26 protein-coding genes and 2 pseudogenes are annotated in these 22882 nt (G+C 22.8%); 22 read left to right on the top strand and 6 right to left on the bottom strand.

Annotated features, from left to right (window positions below):
- Positions 1-100 precede the first annotated feature (100 nt).
- Positions 101-1126: an Mbov_0401 family ICE element transposase-like protein gene (locus tag SPIRDC1_RS02570; protein ID WP_174480398.1), complete on the bottom strand. Its 1026-nt coding sequence runs from the start codon at positions 1124-1126 to the stop codon at positions 101-103.
- A 414-nt stretch (positions 1127-1540) separates the two neighbouring features.
- On the opposite strand from SPIRDC1_RS02570, the gene SPIRDC1_RS02565 reads away from it, so the two are divergent.
- The 4 genes from SPIRDC1_RS02565 (at position 1541) to SPIRDC1_RS02550 (ending at position 4658) form a co-directional block, all read left to right on the top strand.
- Positions 1541-1678 (top strand): hypothetical protein, encoded by a 138-nt coding sequence (locus tag SPIRDC1_RS02565; RefSeq protein ID WP_174480397.1) that lies wholly within the window; start codon positions 1541-1543, stop codon positions 1676-1678.
- A 161-nt stretch (positions 1679-1839) separates the two neighbouring features.
- Complete coding sequence (locus tag SPIRDC1_RS02560) at positions 1840-2232, top strand: terminase small subunit (protein WP_174480396.1); 393 nt, start codon at positions 1840-1842, stop codon at positions 2230-2232.
- Positions 2226-3155 carry a phage terminase large subunit gene (locus SPIRDC1_RS02555; RefSeq protein ID WP_174480395.1) on the top strand — a complete coding sequence of 310 codons (930 nt, stop codon included), beginning with the start codon at positions 2226-2228 and terminating at the stop codon, positions 3153-3155. Before SPIRDC1_RS02560 ends, SPIRDC1_RS02555 begins: the two co-directional genes overlap by 7 nt.
- 264 nt (positions 3156-3419) lie before the next feature.
- A complete protein-coding gene (locus SPIRDC1_RS02550; RefSeq protein ID WP_174479940.1) occupies positions 3420-4658 on the top strand; it encodes an IS256 family transposase in 1239 nt (412 codons plus the stop codon).
- A 44-nt stretch (positions 4659-4702) separates the two neighbouring features.
- Here SPIRDC1_RS02550 and SPIRDC1_RS02545 read toward each other — a convergent pair whose 3' ends face one another.
- The gene (locus SPIRDC1_RS02545) at positions 4703-5887 is read right to left on the bottom strand and encodes an Mbov_0401 family ICE element transposase-like protein (protein ID WP_174480394.1); all 1185 of its coding nucleotides are present in this window, start codon (positions 5885-5887) and stop codon (positions 4703-4705) included.
- 230 nt (positions 5888-6117) lie between these two features.
- On the opposite strand from SPIRDC1_RS02545, the gene SPIRDC1_RS02540 reads away from it, so the two are divergent.
- The 11 genes from SPIRDC1_RS02540 (at position 6118) to SPIRDC1_RS02490 (ending at position 14955) form a co-directional block, all read left to right on the top strand.
- A complete protein-coding gene (locus SPIRDC1_RS02540) occupies positions 6118-6402 on the top strand; it encodes a hypothetical protein (protein ID WP_174480393.1) in 285 nt (94 codons plus the stop codon).
- Positions 6395-6712, top strand: a complete 318-nt coding sequence (locus tag SPIRDC1_RS02535) for a hypothetical protein (protein ID WP_174480392.1) — start codon at positions 6395-6397, stop codon at positions 6710-6712. Before SPIRDC1_RS02540 ends, SPIRDC1_RS02535 begins: the two co-directional genes overlap by 8 nt.
- A 167-nt stretch (positions 6713-6879) precedes the next feature.
- Positions 6880-7275, top strand: coding sequence for a terminase small subunit (locus SPIRDC1_RS02530; RefSeq protein ID WP_174480391.1), 396 nt, complete (start codon positions 6880-6882; stop codon positions 7273-7275).
- Positions 7269-8621 (top strand): phage terminase large subunit, encoded by a 1353-nt coding sequence (locus tag SPIRDC1_RS02525; RefSeq protein ID WP_174480390.1) that lies wholly within the window; start codon positions 7269-7271, stop codon positions 8619-8621. Before SPIRDC1_RS02530 ends, SPIRDC1_RS02525 begins: the two co-directional genes overlap by 7 nt.
- Before the next feature lie 3 nt (positions 8622-8624).
- Positions 8625-9020, top strand: coding sequence for a hypothetical protein (locus tag SPIRDC1_RS02520; protein ID WP_174480389.1), 396 nt, complete (start codon positions 8625-8627; stop codon positions 9018-9020).
- 120 nt (positions 9021-9140) lie between these two features.
- A complete protein-coding gene (locus tag SPIRDC1_RS02515) occupies positions 9141-9920 on the top strand; it encodes a hypothetical protein (protein WP_174480388.1) in 780 nt (259 codons plus the stop codon).
- Complete coding sequence (locus tag SPIRDC1_RS02510) at positions 9889-12747, top strand: hypothetical protein (RefSeq protein ID WP_174480387.1); 2859 nt, start codon at positions 9889-9891, stop codon at positions 12745-12747. The genes SPIRDC1_RS02515 and SPIRDC1_RS02510 overlap by 32 nt, the downstream gene beginning before the upstream one ends.
- A gap of 16 nt (positions 12748-12763) precedes the next feature.
- Positions 12764-13249 (top strand): hypothetical protein, encoded by a 486-nt coding sequence (locus SPIRDC1_RS02505; RefSeq protein ID WP_174480386.1) that lies wholly within the window; start codon positions 12764-12766, stop codon positions 13247-13249.
- A 1-nt stretch (position 13250) separates the two neighbouring features.
- Positions 13251-13400, top strand: coding sequence for a hypothetical protein (locus SPIRDC1_RS02500; RefSeq protein WP_174480385.1), 150 nt, complete (start codon positions 13251-13253; stop codon positions 13398-13400).
- 56 nt (positions 13401-13456) lie between these two features.
- A complete protein-coding gene (locus SPIRDC1_RS02495; protein ID WP_174480384.1) occupies positions 13457-14647 on the top strand; it encodes a hypothetical protein in 1191 nt (396 codons plus the stop codon).
- A 5-nt stretch (positions 14648-14652) separates the two neighbouring features.
- On the top strand, positions 14653-14955 hold the full coding sequence (locus SPIRDC1_RS02490) for a hypothetical protein (protein ID WP_174480383.1): 303 nt from the start codon (positions 14653-14655) through the stop codon (positions 14953-14955).
- A 29-nt stretch (positions 14956-14984) separates the two neighbouring features.
- Here SPIRDC1_RS02490 and SPIRDC1_RS10210 read toward each other — a convergent pair whose 3' ends face one another.
- On the bottom strand, positions 14985-15107 hold the full coding sequence (locus tag SPIRDC1_RS10210; protein ID WP_255495899.1) for a hypothetical protein: 123 nt from the start codon (positions 15105-15107) through the stop codon (positions 14985-14987).
- Between SPIRDC1_RS10210 and SPIRDC1_RS02485 the strand changes: the two genes are divergently transcribed.
- Positions 15082-15345 (top strand): hypothetical protein, encoded by a 264-nt coding sequence (locus SPIRDC1_RS02485; RefSeq protein ID WP_174480382.1) that lies wholly within the window; start codon positions 15082-15084, stop codon positions 15343-15345. The genes SPIRDC1_RS10210 and SPIRDC1_RS02485 overlap by 26 nt on opposite strands.
- Before the next feature lie 58 nt (positions 15346-15403).
- Positions 15404-15784: pseudogene (locus SPIRDC1_RS02480) on the top strand (transposase); the annotation flags it as partial.
- On the opposite strand, the pseudogene SPIRDC1_RS02475 reads toward SPIRDC1_RS02480, so the two are convergent.
- A pseudogene (locus SPIRDC1_RS02475) lies at positions 15774-16280 on the bottom strand (IS256 family transposase); the annotation flags it as partial. The pseudogenes SPIRDC1_RS02480 and SPIRDC1_RS02475 sit on opposite strands and share 11 nt — an antisense overlap.
- 223 nt (positions 16281-16503) lie before the next feature.
- Between SPIRDC1_RS02475 and SPIRDC1_RS02470 the strand changes: the two are divergent.
- Entirely contained in the window at positions 16504-16710 is a 207-nt protein-coding gene (locus SPIRDC1_RS02470) for a hypothetical protein (protein WP_174480379.1), read from the top strand.
- A gap of 158 nt (positions 16711-16868) precedes the next feature.
- Here the strand turns inward: SPIRDC1_RS02470 and tpx are convergent, their stop codons facing one another.
- Positions 16869-17375, bottom strand: coding sequence for a thiol peroxidase (tpx, locus tag SPIRDC1_RS02465; RefSeq protein WP_174480378.1), 507 nt, complete (start codon positions 17373-17375; stop codon positions 16869-16871).
- A gap of 87 nt (positions 17376-17462) precedes the next feature.
- On the opposite strand from tpx, the gene SPIRDC1_RS02460 reads away from it, so the two are divergent.
- Together SPIRDC1_RS02460 and SPIRDC1_RS02455 are read left to right on the top strand one after the other, a co-directional pair.
- Positions 17463-19070, top strand: a complete 1608-nt coding sequence (locus tag SPIRDC1_RS02460; RefSeq protein ID WP_174480377.1) for a YhgE/Pip domain-containing protein — start codon at positions 17463-17465, stop codon at positions 19068-19070.
- Between the two features lie 204 nt (positions 19071-19274).
- Positions 19275-19676: a hypothetical protein gene (locus tag SPIRDC1_RS02455; RefSeq protein WP_174480376.1), complete on the top strand. Its 402-nt coding sequence runs from the start codon at positions 19275-19277 to the stop codon at positions 19674-19676.
- A gap of 34 nt (positions 19677-19710) precedes the next feature.
- On the opposite strand, the gene SPIRDC1_RS02450 is transcribed toward SPIRDC1_RS02455, so the two are convergent.
- On the bottom strand, positions 19711-20706 hold the full coding sequence (locus SPIRDC1_RS02450) for an IS3 family transposase (RefSeq protein WP_174479968.1): 996 nt from the start codon (positions 20704-20706) through the stop codon (positions 19711-19713).
- Positions 20707-20832: 126 nt separating this feature from the next.
- On the opposite strand from SPIRDC1_RS02450, the gene SPIRDC1_RS02445 reads away from it, so the two are divergent.
- Together SPIRDC1_RS02445 and SPIRDC1_RS02440 are read left to right on the top strand one after the other, a co-directional pair.
- Positions 20833-21411, top strand: coding sequence for a WD40/YVTN/BNR-like repeat-containing protein (locus tag SPIRDC1_RS02445; RefSeq protein WP_174480375.1), 579 nt, complete (start codon positions 20833-20835; stop codon positions 21409-21411).
- Between the two features lie 430 nt (positions 21412-21841).
- A complete protein-coding gene (locus SPIRDC1_RS02440; RefSeq protein WP_174479968.1) occupies positions 21842-22837 on the top strand; it encodes an IS3 family transposase in 996 nt (331 codons plus the stop codon).
- Positions 22838-22882 lie beyond the last annotated feature (45 nt).

Genomic DNA, 22882 nt, shown 5'->3' with positions numbered 1-22882 from the left:
AATTTAAAAATACTAAAAAATATAATTATAAAATTACATTTAAACAAAACAAAAATTCTAATCTTAAAATTAGATTTTAAAAATATGAAGTTTTAATTTATTAAGTACTATTCATATAACTTCTAGCATTTAAATAATTTGCTTTTGCAATTAACATATTATTTAATGTTTGATAATTATATATTTTTGCTCCATTAGTTAAAGATTTTAAAAAATGATAAACATCACTTTCTGCAGAACATCCAATATTTCAAGAAGCATTTTGATTAATAATTCCTTGTTCATTATTTTTAAAATAATTATAAGTTTTTTTAGTAACTTTATTATGATTATTTTCTAAAATAGTAATTAATCCATTATAATTACCATTTGAAAAAGTAGTTGTTACATCTAAATACTTTGTTCAATCAAGTGCTTTTTTTTGATGTTTACCACGAACATTAACAAAAGATTTTCATAAATAACTATAAGCATGATATTTATCTAAAATATAATAACAACCCAATCAACTAGCCATTGCTCTAATTCATAATGCACCATCGCCAGCAACTACTAAATTATAATTATTATATTCTCAATTAATAGCAAATATATTTAATTTAATATCATAATGATTATTAATAGTTTGCATTGTAAAATTATGTAATTCTTCTTGTTTTGGTGCATTATTAGTTTTAAATAACATAAATGAAGTTATTTTCTTATCTAATTTATTTCTATATGAATAAATTTCTTTTCTTCCTAAATTATAAGTTAAAAGTCTACAACAATATTGTTGTTTTAAACCATTTTCATCTCAACAAGTTATATAAGCATCATCTGCACATATATTTAATTTTTCATTATCTAATACTTTAAATTTTTCTTCTGGTATTCATTTTTCAATTTTTGAATCTTTAAAAATTCTTGAAATAAGATTTTTAGAAAAAGAAGTATGTTTAAATTCTGATTGAATATTAAAATAACCTTTTTTACTTATTAAGTTTTCAATTAAATTATCTAATATATCAAAATATAAATCATTAGTAATTCTTGCTCTTTTTTTAATACCAAATTCTTCATAAATGGGATAATAATATTGTTTATTAATTGTATCTCAATAAACTCTTTGTCTAAAAGTATCCATTCCAATTGGAGTATTTATTGTTCTATTAACTCTTGAATCAATTTTATATTCATTTTTATCTCTATTTTGAAAAAAATATTCATCAAAATCATGGATTTTTTGAAAATATTTTGCTAAAATATCTGTGATTTCTGATTTTAGAGTATAATATTTACAAACGTTTAATAACTTGATAACTTGAAAATTCTATTTACGTTTAAAAGATAACTTTTATTAGTTATCTTTTCTTTTTTAATAAAATAATGTACAATAAAGAAAAATATAAATAGAAAAGGAAAATAAAAATGTTAAAATTGGGTGAATGACCACTATTAGCAATAGCGCTTTCAATATATTTAATAATATTTGCACTAGTATTAATCGGTGTAAAAGGAACTGAATTTTGTCATAGACAAAAAAATGGGTATATTTTTTATGTTTATTTCATTAAATATTATTGGTTTATTTTGAGCAAATAAAATATTTAAAAAAGAAAATCCAAATTTTAAATTTTGAAAAACTATAAGAGATATTTTTAAAATTAAGAGAAAAAATAAAAAAATAGCAGTATAATGCTATTTTTTGTTATAATTATATTATAAAAATTAAATAAAAAAATATATGAAGTAATTAATAAAGTTAATAAGTTATTACTGCCAACGTTTAACTTAAAGATTATATTAATTATATCATAAATTTTTCTTTTTTTAAAGCATATGAAAGGAGATTTTTATGTGCAAGAAGAAAAAATAAAAATAAGAACAATTTTTAATGATGCTACAAAATTAAGAGAGGCATTAGAAAATTATTTTATTCATTGTAAAGAGTTTGATGAAGTACCTACTAAAATTGGTATGTTAGTTTATTTAAATATTACAGAAAATACTCTTTATAGTTGAAAAAAAAAGAGAAATACTTTTTTACAACAAATTAATTGAGCATATTTACAAATACGCCATATTAATACACAAAGATATTTAAAAGCAAATGCAAATAATACTGCATGATATTTAGAAAGAGCATTTGTGAAAGAATATCATTTATATACAAAAATTGATATAAAAAGTAGTGATAATACAGCCCCTATAGCAATTAGTTTAGAAAATAAAGGTAAGAATAAATGTTAAGTAATTTTGGTTATTTATTAGATATTGCTAAAAAAATGTATTTAAAACAACCTTTAAATATTAATAAAATTAAACAATTAGGTAGTCGTAAATCTGGTAAAACATTTAGTGATATTGAATTCTTAGGTATTTTATTAATGTTAGAAAATATTAATATTCATGCTTATTTAATTCGTAATATGTCAAAACAATTAAATGATAGTTGACAAGAATTAAAACAAATTATTAGAGCAACTTATCCAAGTATTAATTTTATTATTAGTGAAACTAAAAAAACTATTGAATTTAATGGTAGTAAAATAACTTGTAAATATTTACATTCACAAGATAATAGTAATGTTAAATTAACTGGATTAGCAAGTAATTATTTATATGATTATGTAATTATATGAAGTGATGAAAGATATGAAATTACTGAAAATGATTATCAAGATTTAAAAGATGCTATTCGTGGTGCAAATCAATTATTAGAAATTGAAAGTTGTAATCCTTGGTCAATTCTTAATGAATTTATTAAAAAAACTATAAATGCTTGTCCACAAAATGAAAAACAAATAATTAATGAATATGAACAATTTACTATTATTGATAATACTATTTATCATTATCAAAATTGAAAATTAAATACTTATTTAAAAGATAGTGATAAACAACAATTATTAGAAATAGAAAAATTAGACCCAATATCTGCAAGAGTAAGAAGTCATGGTTTAGTTGGTTATGAATCTGGTGGAATATATTCACATTTAATTCATAAGATATCACGTTTATTACAACCAAGTTATAGATTTAGTGCTGGATTAGATTATGGGTTTAAAGATGATGCTTTAGCATGTTTATTAATAGGTTTTGATTATAATTTTAAATTTGTTAATGTTATTGATTGTTTAAAAATAGAAAGGACGTATGAGATTAATGGATAGAAAGGGACAACAAGAACAATAAACTGATGTATTTCTATTTTTTGTTACTTTAATTATATCATAAAATATATAAATATTTAACAATATAATTATAAAATTACATTTAAACAAAACAAAAATACTAATCTTAAAATTAGTTTTCAAAAATATGAAGTTTTAAATTTTTAAGGGGAATGTTTAGTAATCTGTGTGACTTACAAAAATAACTATGTTTAATTAATTCTAGTAAATATAATTTATATATCTAGAAAGAGTGAGTTACAGATGGCTAAAAAAGATAATCTTAATAACAATGATCCAATATCAAAAGCAGTAGATTTATTATTAGAAAATACTGAGGATTTAACAACAGTTTTTAAAGAGGGAGGCTTATATAAAGAATTAACTAAACGATTGGTAGAAAAAATGTTGAATTCTGAGATGCAAAATTATTTAGGACACGAAAGAAATCAACGCAGTAATAATGACAATGTTCGTAATGGTACAACATCAAAAAAATTAATAACTCAACAAGGTAAAATTGAAATTGATGTACCAAGAGATCGCAATAGTAATTTTGAACCAGTAATAATCACAAAAAGACAGAGAAGATTTGATGGTTTTGATCAACAAGTTCTTTCACTATATGCAAAAGGTATGACTTTATCAGATATTAGAATGCAGTTGCAAGAGTTATATGATGGCGCAGATATTAGCGAAAGCGTAATTAGTCAAATTACTGATGATGTCATTGATGATGTCAAAGCATGGCAAAATCGTCCATTAGATAGTGTTTATCCAATCATTTATTTTGATTGTATCGTAGTTAAAGTACGTCAGGATAAACGTATTATTAACAAATCAGTTTATATAGCTTTAGGAGTTGATTTAGAAGGTAAAAAAGATGTTTTAGGTTTATGAATTAGTGAAAATGAAGGTGCTAAATTCTGATTAAATAATTTTACAGAAATGAAAAATCGAGGCTTAAATGATATTCTTATTGCTTGTAGTGATAATTTAACAGGCATGTCAGAGGCAATACAATCAGTTTATCCTAAAACTGAACATCAATTATGCATAGTTCATCAAATTAGAAATAGCTTAAAATATGTTTCATACAAACATCGAAAGTCTCTAGTTATCGATTTAAAGCCAATTTATACAGCATGTAGTGAAGAACAAGCAATGCAAGCTTTAGAATCATTTGAAAGTAAATGAAATAAACAATATCCACAAATTGCTAAATCTTGATATAAAAATTGAGAAAATTTAATGGTTTTTATTAGTTATCCAGCAGAAATTAAAAGGGTAATTTATACTACAAATGCTATTGAATCTGTTAATAGCCAATTACGAAAAGTTATTAGAAATAAAAAAGTTTTTCCTAATGATATGGCAGTTTTTAAAATTTTTTACTTAGCAATTGAAAATATCACAAAAAAATGAACATTGCCTATTCAAAATTGAAATACAGCAATTGCTCATTTTATGATAAAATTTGAAGACAGAATTAATCTGAACTAGTACTTTGTAAAACAAAGAAACACAGATTACTAAAAAGCCTCTTTTTAAGCACTATTAATATAACTTCTAGCATTTAAATAATTTGCTTTTGCTATTAACATATTATTTAATGTTTGATAATTATATATTTTTGCTCTATTAGTTAAAGATTTTAAAAAATGATAAACATCACTTTCAGCAGAACAACCAATATTTCAACTAGCATTTTGATTTACAATACCATGAGCATTATTTTTAAAATAATTATATATTTTTTCATTAACATTAGGTTTTAAAAAACTAAGTAATTGATTACAATTTCCACTTGCAAAAGTAGTTGTTCCATCAATATATTTAGTTCAATCATGATATTCTTTTTTCTTACCTTTAACTCCAACAAAAGATTTTCATAAATAACTATAAGCATGATATTTATCTAAAATATAATAACATCCCAATCAAGTAGCCATTGCTTTAATTCATAATGCACCATCACCAGCAACTACTAAATTATAATTATGATATTCTCATTGAACACCTAATATATTTAAATTAATATCATAATGATTAAGAATAGTTTGTGTTGTAAAATTATATAATTGTTCTTGATTTAAACCATTACCAGATTTAAATAATAAAAATGCAGTTATTTTATTTTGTAATTTATTTCTATATGAATAAATTTCTTTTTTACCAAGATTAAAAGTTAAAATTCTACAACAATATTGCCGTTTTAAACCATTTTCATCTCAACAAGTAATAAAAGCATCATCTGCACATATATTTAATTTTTGATTAAATAATACTTTATGTTTTTGTTCTGGTATTAATTTTTCAATTTTTGCATTTTTAAAAATTCTTGAAATAAGATTTTTAGAAAAAGAAGTATATTCATATTCTGCTTGAATATGTGTATATGTTTTTTTAGTTATTAAGTTTTTAATTAAATTACTAAGTATTTTTAATTTTAAATCTTTCATAACTCTTGCACGTTTTTCAATATTAAATTCTTCATCTGTAAAATAACGAGTTCTTTTTTCTATAGTATCTCAGTATATTCTTCTATTAAAAGTTGTAAATCCAATTTCAGTATTTACTGTTCTATTACGTTTTTTAGAAACTTTATATCTTTCTTTTTCTTCTACAGTTCTATTTTGAAAAAAATTTTCATCTCAATCCTCGACTTCTTTGACAAAATATGATTTAATATCATTGATTTTATTGTTCAAATAATTTTGAAAACTAAACATTTTTCAACACCTTTCCATTGATTTTTTAACTCCAAGCATTGTATCAAATTTATTAATTTAATGTTGAAAAATGTTTAGTTTCATAGTATAATATTAAAGAACGATAAAATTGATGATAATGATGTATTTCTAGTTTAACGTTTAAAGATAACTTTTATTAGTTATCTTTTCTTTTTTAATAAAATAATGTACAATAAAGAAAAAAGTAAATAGAAAAGGAAAATAAAAAAATGCTAGAAAGAACATTATGGATATTATTAATAATAGTAGTAGAGATGACATGAATTTTATTAATACATTATGGAATTAAATATTGTAATAATGATAAAATTTTTGGTATTTTTTTGATAACAATTCCATTGCCTATAGTAGGTACTTTTATTGGTTGCATGATTATATATAAATCACAACATCCCGAATATAAATTTTGAAAAAGTTTAGAAAATAAAATTAAGAAAATATTTAAATTTAAAAAAATAAAAAATAAAATTAAAAATGGAATTCCTAATGTATAAAATTATTATTAAAATAGATAAAAAAAGTGATATTAACAAAAAATGACCAAATTTTAATAATAAAATTAAGAGTTATAAATTAGTTTTAAAAAATAAAGAATATAATTTATTTTTTGCCTATGGTGAAATTATTAAATTAAATAATATAGAACTGGATATAAGTGAAATACAAAAATATGGAGGTTGGGGTCTTGCTTTAAAAGGATTAGTAAGAGAAAATTGATTAAGAGATATTGAAAATAAAACAGAAGAAGAAATATTAAAAGATAAAGAAAAATTATTTAAAAAAGGAATAAATAGTAAAAAATAGCATTATAATGCTATTTTTTGTTATAATTATATTATAAAAATTAAATAAAAAAATATATGAAGTAATTAATAAAGTTCATAAGTTAGTTTGAGATGTTTAACTTAAAGATTATATTAATTATAGCATAAATTTTTGTCTTTTTAAAGCATATGAAAGGAGATTTTTATGTGCAAGAAGAAAAAATAAAAATAAGAACAATTTTTAATGATGCTAAAAAATTAAGAGAATCATTAGAAAATTATTTTATTCATTGTAATGAATTTAAAGAAGTTCCTACAAAATTAGGAATGTTAATTTATTTAGATATAACTGAAAGTACTATTAGGACTTGAAAACAAAAAAAGAGAAATACTTTTTTACAACAAATTAATTGAGCGCATTCTCAAATTGAACACTTAAATTTACAAAGATATTTAACTTCAAATGCTGGTACTTCATCATGATATTTAAAAAGAGCATATGTTAATAAATATCATTTATCTACAAAAATTGATATAAAAAACAGTGATAACGTCGCCCCTATAGCAATTAGTTTAGAAAATAAAGGTAAGAATAAATGTTAAGTAATTTTGGTTATTTATTAGATATTGCTAAAAGAATGTATTTAAAACAACCTTTAAATATTACTAAAATTAAACAATTAGGTAGTCGTAAATCTGGTAAAACATTTAGTGATATTGAATTCTTAGGTATTTTATTAATGTTAGATAATATTAATATTCATGCTTATTTAATTCGTAATATGTCAAAACAATTAAATGATAGTTGACAAGAATTAAAACAAATTATTAGAGCAACATATCCTAGTATTAATTTTATTATTAGTGAAACTAAAAAAACTATTGAATTTAATAATAGTAAAATCACTTGTAAATATTTACATGCACAAGATAATAGTAATGTTAAATTAACTGGATTAGCAAGTAATTATTTATATGATTATGTAATTATATGAAGTGATGAAAGATATGAAATTACTGAAAATGATTATCAAGATTTAAAAGATGCTATTCGTGGTGCAAATCAATTATTAGAAATTGAAAGTTGTAATCCTTGAAGTATTTTAAATGAATTTATTAAGAAGACTATAAATGCTTGTCCTCAAAATGAAAAACAAATTATTAATGAATATGAACAATTTACTATTATTGATAATACTATTTATCATTATCAAAATTGAAAATTAAATACTCATTTAAAAGATAGTGATAAACAACAATTATTAGAAATAGAAACTTTTGACCCAATATCTGCAAGAGTAAGAAGTCATGGTTTAGTAGGTTATGAATCTGGTGGAATATATTCACATTTAATTCATAAGATTAGTAGATTATTACAACCAAGTTATAGATTTAGTGCTGGATTAGATTATGGGTTTAAAGATGATGCTTTAGCATGTTTATTAATAGGTTTTGATTATAATTTTAAATTTGTTAATGTTATTGATTGTTTAAAAATAGAAAATAAATTAGTTAGATATGATAATAAACAATTAGCAAGATTAGTAGTAGAGTTTTATATTAAATTAGCAAAAGAAAATAATTTGTTATATGAATATGGTTTAACTGTATATTGTGATTTTAGTAATTATACATTTATTGAAATGTTAAATGATACAGCAATTAAATATCAAGTCAATTCATGGTTATATTTTAAAGATTGTGTGAAATTAAGACTTGAGTTTAGAATAGGTAAGAATGTAGCTTTAATGGCATCAGAACGCTTAAATATTAGTATGAATGCACAAGCATTATTAGATGAATTTAGATTGGCTGTATGAGACCCTAAAAGCATTAAACAAATACCATTAGCAGGTGATGACCATTTACGAGATGCATTTGATTATGCTATAGAACCATATATTAGAAATTTAAGTGCAGATATAAATCCTTATTTTGAAAGGAAGTAACATATGAATAATCATAATACTGAAATATTAACTCCTAGTTGATGTATGATAAATCTTCAAGAGATTATAGCAAATCATGCTTCAAAATTACTATGAGGTAATGGTTATACTTTAACAAGTGAAGATAAAGAATATAAAGATGCAATTGAAAAATTAAAAGAATGAAATAATTTTGATTCACTATTTTATCAAGATTGTCATATTAAATCTGGTTATGGTTATAGTATTGTTCAAATTGATAGAAGTAAAACTGGTAGAATAGCATTAAATTTTGCTCAACCATATGCTCAATCTCGTGTAGCTAGAGTATTAGAAACTGAATATAGTGCTAGTACTTGGTCAAGAGTACAATATGATGACCAAAGTATTTATGTTAAAACAACATATACTAGAAATTAAATAATTAGATATTTTACTAGTGATTTTGTTATTTTAGATGGATTACAAAAACAAATAAGTGATGATTTACAATTACCATTAATAGAAAATCATAATTTAGGTATTATTCCAGTTAAATTTATGCAAAATTTACCTAAAAAGAATTTCTTTGGTGGAGTTATTGGTGATTATTATCCAGATATGACACCAATTAAAAGATTACAACAATTGTTAAATAAAACATTTGAATCAATTGAACATGAACTTGAATATAATGTTACTCGTGTATTTTTAGATATTACTGAACAAGAAATAAATCAATCTAAAACTGCTTTTGATTTAAAAAAATTAATAGGTAAATTTATTTTACAAGCAAATTTAAGAAGTTTAGGAAGTACTAGTGGAACACCACCAATTGCTATTTTACAAGGTAGTCCAATATTAGATAAATATGCAGAATTTATACAATTTATTATTGATAAAGCATTTGAAGGTAGTGGCTATAGTCCAGTAAATGATACTACAAGTCAAAAAACTGAAGCAGAAGTATTAATTACTAATTCAAGAGATATGGAAACTACAAGAATTAAAAGAACTTTAAATCAAAGTGATTGAAATGAAATATTTCAAAGATGTTTTATATTAATGGGTTTAGATGGTGATAAATCTAAATGAACATTTGAAATTAAAGAAAATACTATTACAGATAGATTAAAATCACTTGAAATTGATGAAGTAGAATTAAGATTAGGAATTACTAATATTAAAAGAATTATTGTTAAAAGATATGGTGTTAGTGAAGAAGAAGCACAACAAATTATTGATGAAAATAGAAAATATCAAAAAGAAGAAATTGAATTTAATAATACTTTTTTAGGAGAAACTAAAAATGATACCGAAAATAAATCATCAATTAATTAAAACTGTATGAAAAAGTACAGGTGAAATTGAAAAAGATTTTACACAAAATAAAGATTTACAATTTCGTGTATGTCCTTTTACTATTATTTTAGGTGCTATAAATTCAACAGAAACGGGATATAAACCACCAACTAGTATTCCTAATGATTATACTTCATTTAGTAAAATCTTTACTGGTAGAGAAGCAATACAAGCAGTATGAGACCATTCTTATTATCCTATTCAAAATAAAGATAATCGAGATGAAGCATATAAACAATTACAAATTGGTGATGTATTTTATGGAAATATTTTAAGTGACCAATTAGGTATTACTTATTCAGCAACACCAGCAAATAATGCTTTTATTCAAGAACAAGCAATTAAAAATGTAGTTATTAATATTCCAAATGAAAAAAAGAATTTTAATTTTATTAATAATATTGTTTCAAATTTATATAAGTTATATATGATTCCAGAAATTAATAAAGTTATAAATACTGATAAATCAATTAAAGTTGATAGACAATGATATATTCTTGAAGTTGCTAGTAAAACTTATAATAATGAAAATAAAGAATTAGCATATATTCAATGTACTTTTAGTTCATTAAATGATAAATTAGCACATAGTGGATTAGCAATTAATCAATATGTACAATTAGGTGCCCCAGGCGACCCAGTAGCATTACCAGCATTAGATGAAAATAATAATATTGTTTTAGATGATAATTATTTAACTCCATTACCAGTAACACATTGTCAAATATCTTTTTATGGTTCAGTAAAACCTATTTCAATAGCATTATGAGGTAGAGATATTGATAATAATCCTATTAATACTAAACAACATAAATATCGACAATATCCAAGTAAATTATTATTTCCATGACAATATCAATGTTCAACTTATGACCCAGTAAGTTTTCAAGCATTACCAGAAACTAATTATGTATTAACTGTTCAAGGACAGAGTGTTATGGATGGTTATACAGACTGAAGAAAAGATATATTACCATTGTATGATGATGGTGCAACTCAACATTATGAAGGTCATTTAAGAACTAATGTTGAAAAAACTAAAAATACTAATAAAGTTGATGTATCAAATAGATTAGTAAATTATTGAGATAATAATTTTTTAAATGGTGCTGAAATAGAAGATTATAATTATGCAACTGCTGGTAATCCATATTTTCAATATTATAATAAAAATAATAAAAAATTTATTGGTAATACTCATTATAATATGAATAATAATAAATTTAAGCAATTAAATACTATAAATGCTTTACATTATTTTATATATAATCCTATTAGTGAAATACCGTTAACAATTAGAGAAACTATTAAAATTAATCTTAATACTATACCAATATTTGGTTCATTTATGAATGCTTTTGTTGGTGGTTTAGATATTGGTGCTAAATTATCAAGTAATTTATTAATACCTCAATTTAATTACATAAATGGTTTAATTTCTGCTGAATTATATAATTTTTATACAACATTATTATATTCCACACCACCTAGTGGTAATCCTATACCACTTGATGTATTTAGAAATGAAACACCGGATGATATTCAGTCAGCATTAGGTTCAGCAAGTCATATGACATCATTTACATTTAATTTAACTGATAAATTATCAATGGCAAGGTTTGATATTAATAATCAATCATTTAATGATAATACTGTACAAGAAACAGTAAATTTAGGCCAGTTAGATATTAAAAATAAAGATTTAGTTAATTTATTAGCAAAAGATGATATTGATACATCATTATTACAAGCACCAGATTTTACTAATACTAATATAGTAAAATGAGCAATTGATATGATTGATATTAAAGTTGTAGGTAAAAGTAATTTTAAAATAACATTTTATAGTATGCCAGATAATAGAAGTGGTGCTGTTAATGATAATTTTAGTATTTGAAGTGGTACTTATCAAACAGTTGGTAAAGCAAGTAATAATAGTAGATTAATTCAAAATACATTTATTTTAGCAAATAATACTTTTAAATTTGACCAACCATTTAATTATCCACAAGCAATACAACCACCACCATTAATAGAAAGAGCACATCCTATATTTATTGATTTAAGTAATCAAAGTCAATATAGGATTAATAATAACATTAATAGAACATTAGAATCATCACTAAATGATATTTTTCAAATGAAACCACATACTTTAGAAGATGTTAAAGGTAAATTTCATAATAGTATTGGAATTTATATAAATCAATATGGTTATGATAATGTTGATAAATTTAAAGAAGATTATGAAAGTATAACATTTAATTTTACATTAAATATGAAGGATAATTGAAATTTTTCTCCAGATAATCCGAGTTATACTAATTCAAAAAGTTGATTTACACCTATTAAAATAAATTTAAATGATATTGGTAATTTACCAGATAACCAAAATGATACTGCCCTTTTTCAAGATAAGAATATTATTTATAATAATAATTCTGGAAATCATAATGATAGTAATAATAATTGAATATTTAATATAAATAATCGTACTAGTTTACCAATTAGTCAAACTGCTTCTTTAACCAATGCAGAAAGATTAAATAATATATATATTAATGATTTATTATGAACAAATGATACTCCAAGTAGTGGTCACACAATACCTTCATCAACATGATTTAAAATAATGGCTTTTAAAACAAAAGCATATGAAAGTCAAGATGATAATTTAATTATAATTGAATATCAATTTATAACTACATTTGATGCACCTACAAAAATTCTCAAACCTGGATTTGCTAATGCCAATTGAAACTTACAGACTACATCATTGGTAATTAATCCTAAAAGTTCAACTTAGAAAGGTGGTGGTAATTATGTTAAATGAAAATGAAATGAAAGAAGGTAATAGTATGGAAGAAAAAGAAAAAACTGAAAAACAAGAAGAAACTAAAGAAGAAGTAAAATCAGAAGAAAATACTGAAAAAGAATCTGAAGCTGAAGATAAAAAAGAATCAGAAACTGAAGAATCTAAAGATCCAACTTTAGAAGATAAATATAAAGAATTAGAAGAAAAATATAATGCTTTATATAAAGAAAAAACCGATAAAGATAGAGAAATTAGACATAGTGAAAGTTATAAAAAATATGATTTATCACAGGAAAATATTAATTTATTAAAAAGATATCTTGGAGATAAAAAAGATATAGATGAAGAATTATCATTATTAAATAAAGATTTTCCACATTTATTTAATAAAAATAAAGATACAAATATTAGTTCTTCTTTAGATGTAAAAGATAAATTTAAAGAAGAAAAAGAAGATGAAGTAGATACTAGAAAAATAGGAATGGTAGGTTAATATGACAAAAATTGAATTTAATGAAAAATATAGAAAACAAGATATTAGAATTGATAGGGATTTTGAATTACATATTGATAATTGTTTTAAATTTACTGATGTTGATATGTTACAAAATGTAATTAATGATTATAAAACATTAATAAATTAAATGCCACAATTAGTTAAAGATTGACTATTAGGCTAATATAGAAGGAGATAAATAAAATGGCAATTATTACAACACAATCAACAACAATTAATGACCCAAGTAATCCAACGGGTAAATTAGATTTATCAGTAAAATATATTAAAAATTTAAAAGTTTTATTATCAAAAAGAGTAGCATTAATTAATGCTACAATAGAAAATAGAGAACAATTAGATGCTGGTACTGCTATTTATAATATTACAAAAAGAAATCTTACAGATGATTATGATGCTGGTGCTGGTGCTAATGATTTAACAGCAACAAGAGTTGAACAAATTTTATTAGATAAAAAGAAACAAATTACTTTTGAAGAAGAAACACTTGATTTAAAACGTTTAGGTGCAAAATATGAAGATGGTAATGTTCTTGTATCAGATAGTTTAGCATCAAGTTGAATTGATGCAAAAGCAAAATCAGTAGAAACATATTTAGTAGCAAAATTATTAGCATTAGCCGTTAAAACAGCAAAAGATAATGACATTATTAAAATTGCATTACCAAGTACACCAAAAATTGATGATTATAGAATGTTATTATGATTAAAAATATCAAATACATTAGCAACATTAAAAGCAAGAATTACTGATGAATATATTGGTACAGATGAAGAAGATTATACATTATGAGTATCTAGTTTCTTTAAACCATTAGTATTATTATCAACAACTACATTAGGTAGCGATAGTGCAAGTCAATCATTAAAAGATGGTAAAATTGTAGAAATTGGTGGTATTAAAATTGTAGAATGTCCTTGATTAGGTAGAAATTATCCAATTGGAACTATTGATAAAAAAGAAGGATTTAATTTTTTAGGATGTGATGCAGTATTGGTTCATAAAGAAGCATTAGCATTTCCATTTAATCGTGGTCAAGATAATATTTTTGTTTTACAAACTAATGGTAATGTTAAGAATTTTCATAAATTTTTAGTTTCTGAAGGTAAAGCATTACGTCCAGATTTAGTTAAAGGATTTACAGTTACTTCAAGTATAGATATTGCTACAGCAATTGAATTTACTAATTTAGGTGCTATTACTATGGCTGGTGATACTCCAACAGCAGATGAAGTAGAAAAAGCAGTTATTGCTAAAAATCCTAATTATGTTAAAGGTAATGCTAATTTTTCAGATTTAACAGCAACAAGTGCTAATGTTGAAGGTAAAACTTTATATGATGGTTCTTTACAAGTAACTTTTACAAAGAAGTAATTTAAATGCCTATTATATTACTTTTAAGAATGATATTAGAAACTGCTGTTAGTGATATACAAACTGCTGAATTAATAGAAAAATTTAAAAAAAGTAATTCATTATTTAATAGTTTTTTAAAAAATCCAGCAGGAATATTAAAAAATCAATTAATGTCAAAAGTATTAGGACAAGGTAAATCACAAAAAGAATTATCTGAATTTCAACAAGTTTTACAAAAATTAACAAATTTACCAGTAATTCATAAAAAAATAATGACACATATTACTAATAATAATATTGCTAAATTACAACATGAGGCTTTTTAGTAATCTGTGTTTCTTTGTTTTACAAAGTACTAGTTCAGATTAATTCTGTCTTCAAATTTTATCATAAAATGAGCAATTGCTGTATTTCAATTTTGAATAGGCAATGTTCATTTTAAAAATCAATTAATGTCAAAAGTATTAGGACAAGGCAAATCTCAAAAAGAATTATCTGAATTTCAACAAGTTTTACAAAAATTAACTAATTTACCAGTAATTCATAAAAAAATAATGACACATATTACAAATAATAATATTGCTAAATTACAACATATTCAAAAACAATATTTAACTGGTAAAGGATTAATGCAAAAAGGTAAAGAAATAATAATGAATGCTATTAATGAAAATTTTGCGGGAATGTTTAGTAATCTGTGTGACTTACAAAAATAACTATGTTTAATTAATTCTAGTAAATATAATTTATATATCTAGAAAGAGTCAGTTACAGATGGCTAAAAAAGATAATCTTAATAACAATGATCCAATATCAAAAGCAGTAGATTTATTATTAGAAAATACTGAGGATTTAACAACAGTTTTTAAAGAGGGAGGCTTATATAAAGAATTAACTAAACGATTGGTAGAAAAAATGTTGAATTCTGAGATGCAAAATTATTTAGGACACGAAAGAAATCAACGCAGTAATAATGACAATGTTCGTAATGGTACAACATCAAAAAAATTAATAACTCAACAAGGTAAAATTGAAATTGATGTACCAAGAGATCGTAATAGTAATTTTGAACCAGTAATAATCACAAAAAGACAGAGAAGATTGAGGCTTTTTAGTAATCTGTGTTTCTTTGTTTTACAAAGTACTAGTTCAGATTAATTCTGTCTTCAAATTTTATCATAAAATGAGCAATTGCTGTATTTCAATTTTGAATAGGCAATGTTCATTTTTTTGTGATATTTTCAATTGCTAAGTAAAAAATTTTAAAAACTGCCATATCATTAGGAAAAACTTTTTTATTTCTAATAACTTTTCGTAATTGGCTATTAACAGATTCAATAGCATTTGTAGTATAAATTACCCTTTTAATTTCTGCTGGATAACTAATAAAAACCATTAAATTTTCTCAATTTTTATATCAAGATTTAGCAATTTGTGTATATTGTTTATTTCATTTACTTTCAAATGATTCTAAAGCTTGCATTGCTTGTTCTTCACTACATGCTGTATAAATTGGCTTTAAATCGATAACTAGAGACTTTCGATGTTTGTATGAAACATATTTTAAGCTATTTCTAATTTGATGAACTATGCATAATTGATGTTCAGTTTTAGGATAAACTGATTGTATTGCCTCTGACATGCCTGCTACTTGCTACTTGCTACTTAGCCCTTTTTACTAGACCATTAATTTAAAAAAAACTTGAATGTATTCGAAAAACAATTGTGTTATACAATTAACACTAATTTTGACATGAAAGGATTTTTAATAATGGATAAAATTAAACAAATGCATTAGTAATTAACAAGTTAAATATCAAACAAAAAATTCAAATTATTGATGATAGCAAAAACCAATATTCAATTAGATATCTTTGCCAACATCTTCAACTAAACCGATCAACATATTATTTTGTAAAAACAAACAAAACCCTATTAAAAAAGAAAAAAATCAAATTAGTAATTGTACACATAAATATCAAGAATTATGCCAACTTTTACTTGAATTTCATTTTACAAGAAAAGGACAAATTTATGGCTATTACATTGTTATTAAGATTATCTTTTTTAGCCATCTGTAACTCACTCTTTCTAGATATATAAATTATATTTACTAGAATTAATTAAACATAGTTATTTTTGTAAGTCACACAGATTACTAAACATTCCCTTTTAAAAGTCTACTGATAAATAAAAAAAGTTAGGTAATATTTTTAAAATAAGTATTACCTAACTTTTTTTATGTTAAAGTTTTAATAAATTTTAGAACTTCATCATAGTTTGGTTCTAATGTTACTTCTTTAACAATTTGTAAATATATAACTTTATTATTTTTATCAACAATGCTAATAGTACGTGCTAATAATTGGATTTCATCAATTAATAAATTAGTAGTATTACTAAAATTATTTTCATTATTACGATAATCACTTCAAATATGAAAATTATTATTCATTTTTAGTTTTTCACAAAAGCGACTTTGAGCAAATGGTAAATCTTTGGAAATAGTAATGATAACTAAATCTTTTAATTTAGTAGCCTCTTTATTAAAGTGTATAGTTTGTAAAGCACAAGTTTTAGTATCAATGCTTGGTACACTAGAAATAATCTTAAATTTATTATTGAATTGTTCTAAATTCATATTATCCATTTTTTTATTAACTGCAGAAAATGATAAAGTATCTCCAACTTTGATTATTTCATTTTTAATATGAACGGGTTTACCTTTAATTGTTAATTGCAACATAATATTTTTCTCTCCCTTTTTATCAAATGTATTTATAATATTATTATAACTAAATTTATTAAAGATAATCTATTAAGGAGTAACAAAGTGTTAAAAATTTTAAATAAATTTAAAATTGCTATTCAAGAATTTAAAATGGTTTTTAAAGCAGTGGGGACTAAACACATTTATAAAAATAAAAGAACAATTATTAAAAGTATTGCACTATGTTTTATTCCATTTTTATATGCTTTTATTGCCTTATGAGCTTTTTTTAATCCATTGGGAAATATTAATCGTTTACCAATTGCTTTAGTTAATAACGATAGTTCTGCAGTAGGAATTAATCGTGTTATTAATCGACATAATTTAAATTTGGATAATGAAAATTCTAATAGTAGTGGTGCTTATGAATTTAAAATTAATGATTTACAAATTAACAATGAGAAAAAAACATTTACTGTTTATTATTATGATGATTGAAAAAGTTATTATCAACATCAAAATGACAAAACTTTTTTAACTGAAATTATTATTGATAGTTGTTTTACTAAGGATTTTAATAATTTTTTTAAACAAGCTTTTAAAGTAGTTATTGATAATATTAAAACTCCAGAAAGAATTTGGAATCTTATTAATCAAATTACTATTAGACCAAAAATTAGTTTACAAGCTTCATATAAAGTTAGTCCGATTTTAGGTGAAATTAATGATTTTGCTTTAAATGCATTAAAAGATAATATTTTTAGTAAGTTTTTACCTGTTGTTATTAGTGATCAAGTATTTAATTATTGAGATAAAGATGCTTCTGATTCAGGTTATCAGCATTTACAACCAATTTTAAAAGAAATTTATGGTATTCTTTCAATTGCTGTTCCTGGTTTAGGTCCTCATGTTGAACAATTTAATGATAATATTGATAGTGTAACAAGCAACGAAAAGATTAAACATATTAAAGTTTTAGAACATGATTATTGAATGAATCATACTTTATTGGCACCTATTAACTTTATTAATTTTAATATTAATATTGAAGGTCAAGGTAAATCTCCTTATGGATTTGGTTTGGGTCCATATTTCATGTGTATTGGAATGTGAGTAGGTACTTTATTATTAACTTTTACTTTTATTAGAAATAAAGATATTCCAAAAACTAAATTTTGATCAAACTATTTAGCTAAATCAGCATGAATGATTATTTTTGGTTTAATTCAGTCAACAATTTTAGTAACTTCATTATTACTATTATTTAATAATATTGATTTATGACAACGATTTTGACAAATGTTTTTATACATGTGATTAATAGCAATTATTTTTGATTTGGTTGTTCAATCAATTGCTCACATGTTTCGTAATCATGATTTGGGTAGATTTTTAATTGTTATTCTTTTAATACTACAACTTTCTTCATCAAGTGGTACTTTTCCTGTTGAATTAGAACCCAAGTTTTTTCAAGTAATGTATAATTTTTTACCATTTAGTTATGCAATAAAAGGATTAAGAGAAATTCTTATTAATCCTAATCCAATGACTATTTTATGAAGTATTGGTTGTTTATTAATATTTATTATTATTTTAGTACCATTATCGTTGTTACTTAATTGATGACATGATCATAAAGATGCAAAAAATGAAGTTGGAAATAAAAAAAATAAATTGGTTGTTAATAATTCTTCATCATTTAAAAATAAAACTACTACTGATGAGAACTAAACATTATATTTTTAGGTGTCCTTTTTATTAATACTTTCTAATAAAAATAGAGTACTTAAAAAAATGTTGTATATTATTTTTTTTCAATTATAAACTTAAATTAATATCTATAAAAGATATATCTTTTGTAGATATTAATTTATAAAATAAAAAACATAAATATTTAAAAAAAATAATAAAAAAGTAAAAGAGGAAAAATAACTTATGCATTTTAAAAAATTATTAACAATGTTTACTATAACATTTTTTGCTAGTTCAGGGACTATGCTTTCAATTAATACTCATGTTTCTAATAACAAATTAATTAAAAATTGTTTGGTTAATAACCATGAAACATTTTCAAAATTAGAAGGAACTAGTGGTGTAATTCAATCAATAACTAGTGATCAAAAAGGCAATGTTTATGCTGCTAATGATGAAGGTATTATTTATTATATTAGTGAAAATAATAAAGATATTAAACCAATATTTAAAAGTGAAGGTATTATTCAAGCAATAGCAACTTCTAATAATGGTAATGTTTATGTAGCTATAAAAGAAACAAAAAATGAAACAAAAATTTATATAAAAAATAATGATAGTAATAATTTTAAACTAGGTGGTTAGCCCTAAATACTGGACCACTTTTGGATAGACAGTTTTAAATTTTTATTTGTGAAATTGGTGGTTTTAGAAATTTAGAATGTATTCTTTCGTAATTATAAAACATAATATATTGGTTTACATCATTTATAGCTTCATTGAGAGAAAAATATTGATTTGAACCTTTAGGTAGTCATTCTTGAGATAAATGAGAAAATCAGTTTTCAGATATTACATTGCCACCAATATCATAAGGTTGTTTTTTGCTTAAAATTATTTGCTTATCAGCAGCTCAATTTGTGATGTCTTGACAATAAAATTCGTTGGCGTTATCTGAGTGTAAAATAACGTTTTTTACTTGGTTTCAAGAGAATTGTTGATTTATTTTTTCAAGTGCAGGAAGGATTAAATCTTGATAGGATTTGTTTGAACATGTATTATAGCTTACAATATTATTTGAATAAAAATCAATAATTACAAAAAGATATAATCAACCTTCTTTAGTATTTATTTGTTTAGTGTCCATTGATCAAATTTGATTTGAAGAGGTTGTACTTTTATAATCTTTGTTTACTTTATCCATTGTAGGTATTCACTTATTTGGATTTTTTTTGTTTTTAGGATAGTTATTTTTAGTTTGTTTTAATCCTTGAAGATTGTGATCTTTCATAATTTTTCGCATTTGTTTTGTTGATAATTCTAGATTTAAAATAATATGTTTGTATTGTTTTAATCATTCTTTAAATGCTGAAAAAATTCGTAAATAGCCATAAATTTGTCCTTTTCTTGTAAAATGAAATTCAAGTAAAAGTTGGCATAATTCTTGATATTTATGTGTACAATTACTAATTTGATTTTTTTCTTTTTTAATAGGGTTTTGTTTGTTTTTTACAAAATAATATGTTGATCGGTTTAGTTGAAGATGTTGGCAAAGATATCTAATTGAATATTGGTTTTTGCTATCATCAATAATTTGAATTTTTTGTTTGATATTTAACTTGTTAATTACTAATGCTATTTGTTTAATTTTATCCATTATTAAAAATCCTTTCATGTCAAAATTAGTGTTAATTGTATAACACAATTGTTTTTCGAATACATTCAAGTTTTTTTTAAATTAATGGTCTAGTAAAAAGGGCTAAGTAGCCTACTTGAAAAATTTGATTTTAACTTATTATCAATGATAGTCTATACTTCTAATGATGGTGAAGAATATCTTTATATGGGTACAGATAATGATGTTAAAGCATATTATCAATCATTTGGACAAAAATGATTGCAAACTATTCCTGGAACTAAAGGAAAAATTTCTGCAATAATTAAAGATAATAACAATGATAAATGTATTTACGCTGCTACTACTGATGGTCAAATTTATAAAACTATTGGTGGTGATCAAAAATTTAAGGAACTTCTTACTACTGGTAGTAAAATTACTGATTTAACATTTGATAATTTAGGTAATGTTTATGCTACTGAGATGTCAGGGCAAGTTTGAAAAAAAGATAATAATAAGAATTATTTTTTTAGATTTCAATTACATCCATTATCAAATTGTTTAACATCTATTGTCATTAATAATGATAACTGTATATATGTTGGTGATAATACTGGTAATCTTTGAAAAAGTTATGGATCATCAACCTTTGATAAACTTCAATTTAAAGTTAATATTAGTATTAAAAAATTAATATTCAATAGTGCAACTAAAAAATATATATTTGAAGTAGTAATGGTGTTTATTTTTCAGATTAAGTAAATTAGATATTTTTATTATTACTATTATTTTTGCAAAAAAAAATAAAAGAAATAAGTTATAGATGAAGAAAAATTATTAATTAAAAAAGAATACTAATATTAATGTTAGTATTCTTTTTTAATTAATATATAGTTTTCTAGTATTTTATTTATTAATAATATATTCATCATTTCTATATTATTTTAGAAAAAGTAATAAATAAAGTTTAATATAATTTTTGCTAAAAGTTTTTAAAAAAGAATAACTTTAATATGTGTAGAAATATATGATATATTCATATAGTTTAAAGATAATTTTATGATGTATTGTTAGTTGTTTAATAGTAAAAAGGGCTAAGTAACCTTAGTCCTTTTTACTAGACCATTAATTTAAAAAAAACTTGAATGTATTCGAAAAACAATTGTGTTATACAATTAACACTAATTTTGACATGAAAGGATTTTTAATAATGGATAAAATTAAACAAATAGCATTAGTAATTAACAAGTTAAATATCAAACAAAAAATTCAAATTATTGATGATAGCAAAAACCAATATTCAATTAGATATCTTTGCCAACATCTTCAACTAAACCGATCAACATATTATTTTGTAAAAAACAAACAAAACCCTATTAAAAAAGAAAAAAATCAAATTAGTAATTGTACACATAAATATCAAGAATTATGCCAACTTTTACTTGAATTTCATTTTACAAGAAAAGGACAAATTTATGGCTATTTACGAATTTTTTCAGCATTTAAAGAATGATTAAAACAATACAAACATATTATTTTAAATCTAGAATTATCAACAAAACAAATGCGAAAAATTATGAAAGATCACAATCTTCAAGGATTAAAACAAACTAAAAATAACTATCCTAAAAACAAAAAAAATCCAAATAAGTGAATACCTACAATGGATAAAGTAAACAAAGATTATAAAAGTACAACCTCTTCAAATCAAATTTGATCAATGGACACTAAACAAATAAATACTAAAGAAGGTTGATTATATCTTTTTGTAATTATTGATTTTTATTCAAATAATATTGTAAGCTATAATACATGTTCAAACAAATCCTATCAAGATTTAATCCTTCCTGCACTTGAAAAAATAAATCAACAATTCTCTTGAAACCAAGTAAAAAACGTTATTTTACACTCAGATAACGCCAACGAATTTTATTGTCAAGACATCACAAATTGAGCTGCTGATAAGCAAATAATTTTAAGCAAAAAACAACCTTATGATATTGGTGGCAATGTAATATCTGAAAACTGATTTTCTCATTTATCTCAAGAATGACTACCTAAAGGTTCAAATCAATATTTTTCTCTCAATGAAGCTATAAATGATGTAAACCAATATATTATGTTTTATAATTACGAAAGAATACATTCTAAATTTCTAAAACCACCAATTTCACAAATAAAAATTTAAAACTGTCTATCCAAAAGTGGTCCAGTATTTAGGGCTAACCACCAT

The organism is Spiroplasma endosymbiont of Danaus chrysippus (assembly GCF_902809815.1).
In the GTDB taxonomy this organism is placed as follows: Bacteria; Bacillota_I; Bacilli_A; order Mycoplasmatales; family VBWQ01; genus Spiroplasma_E.
The sequence above is the reverse complement of the archived record's forward strand: the minus strand, read 5'-3'. Positions and strand labels throughout refer to the sequence as shown.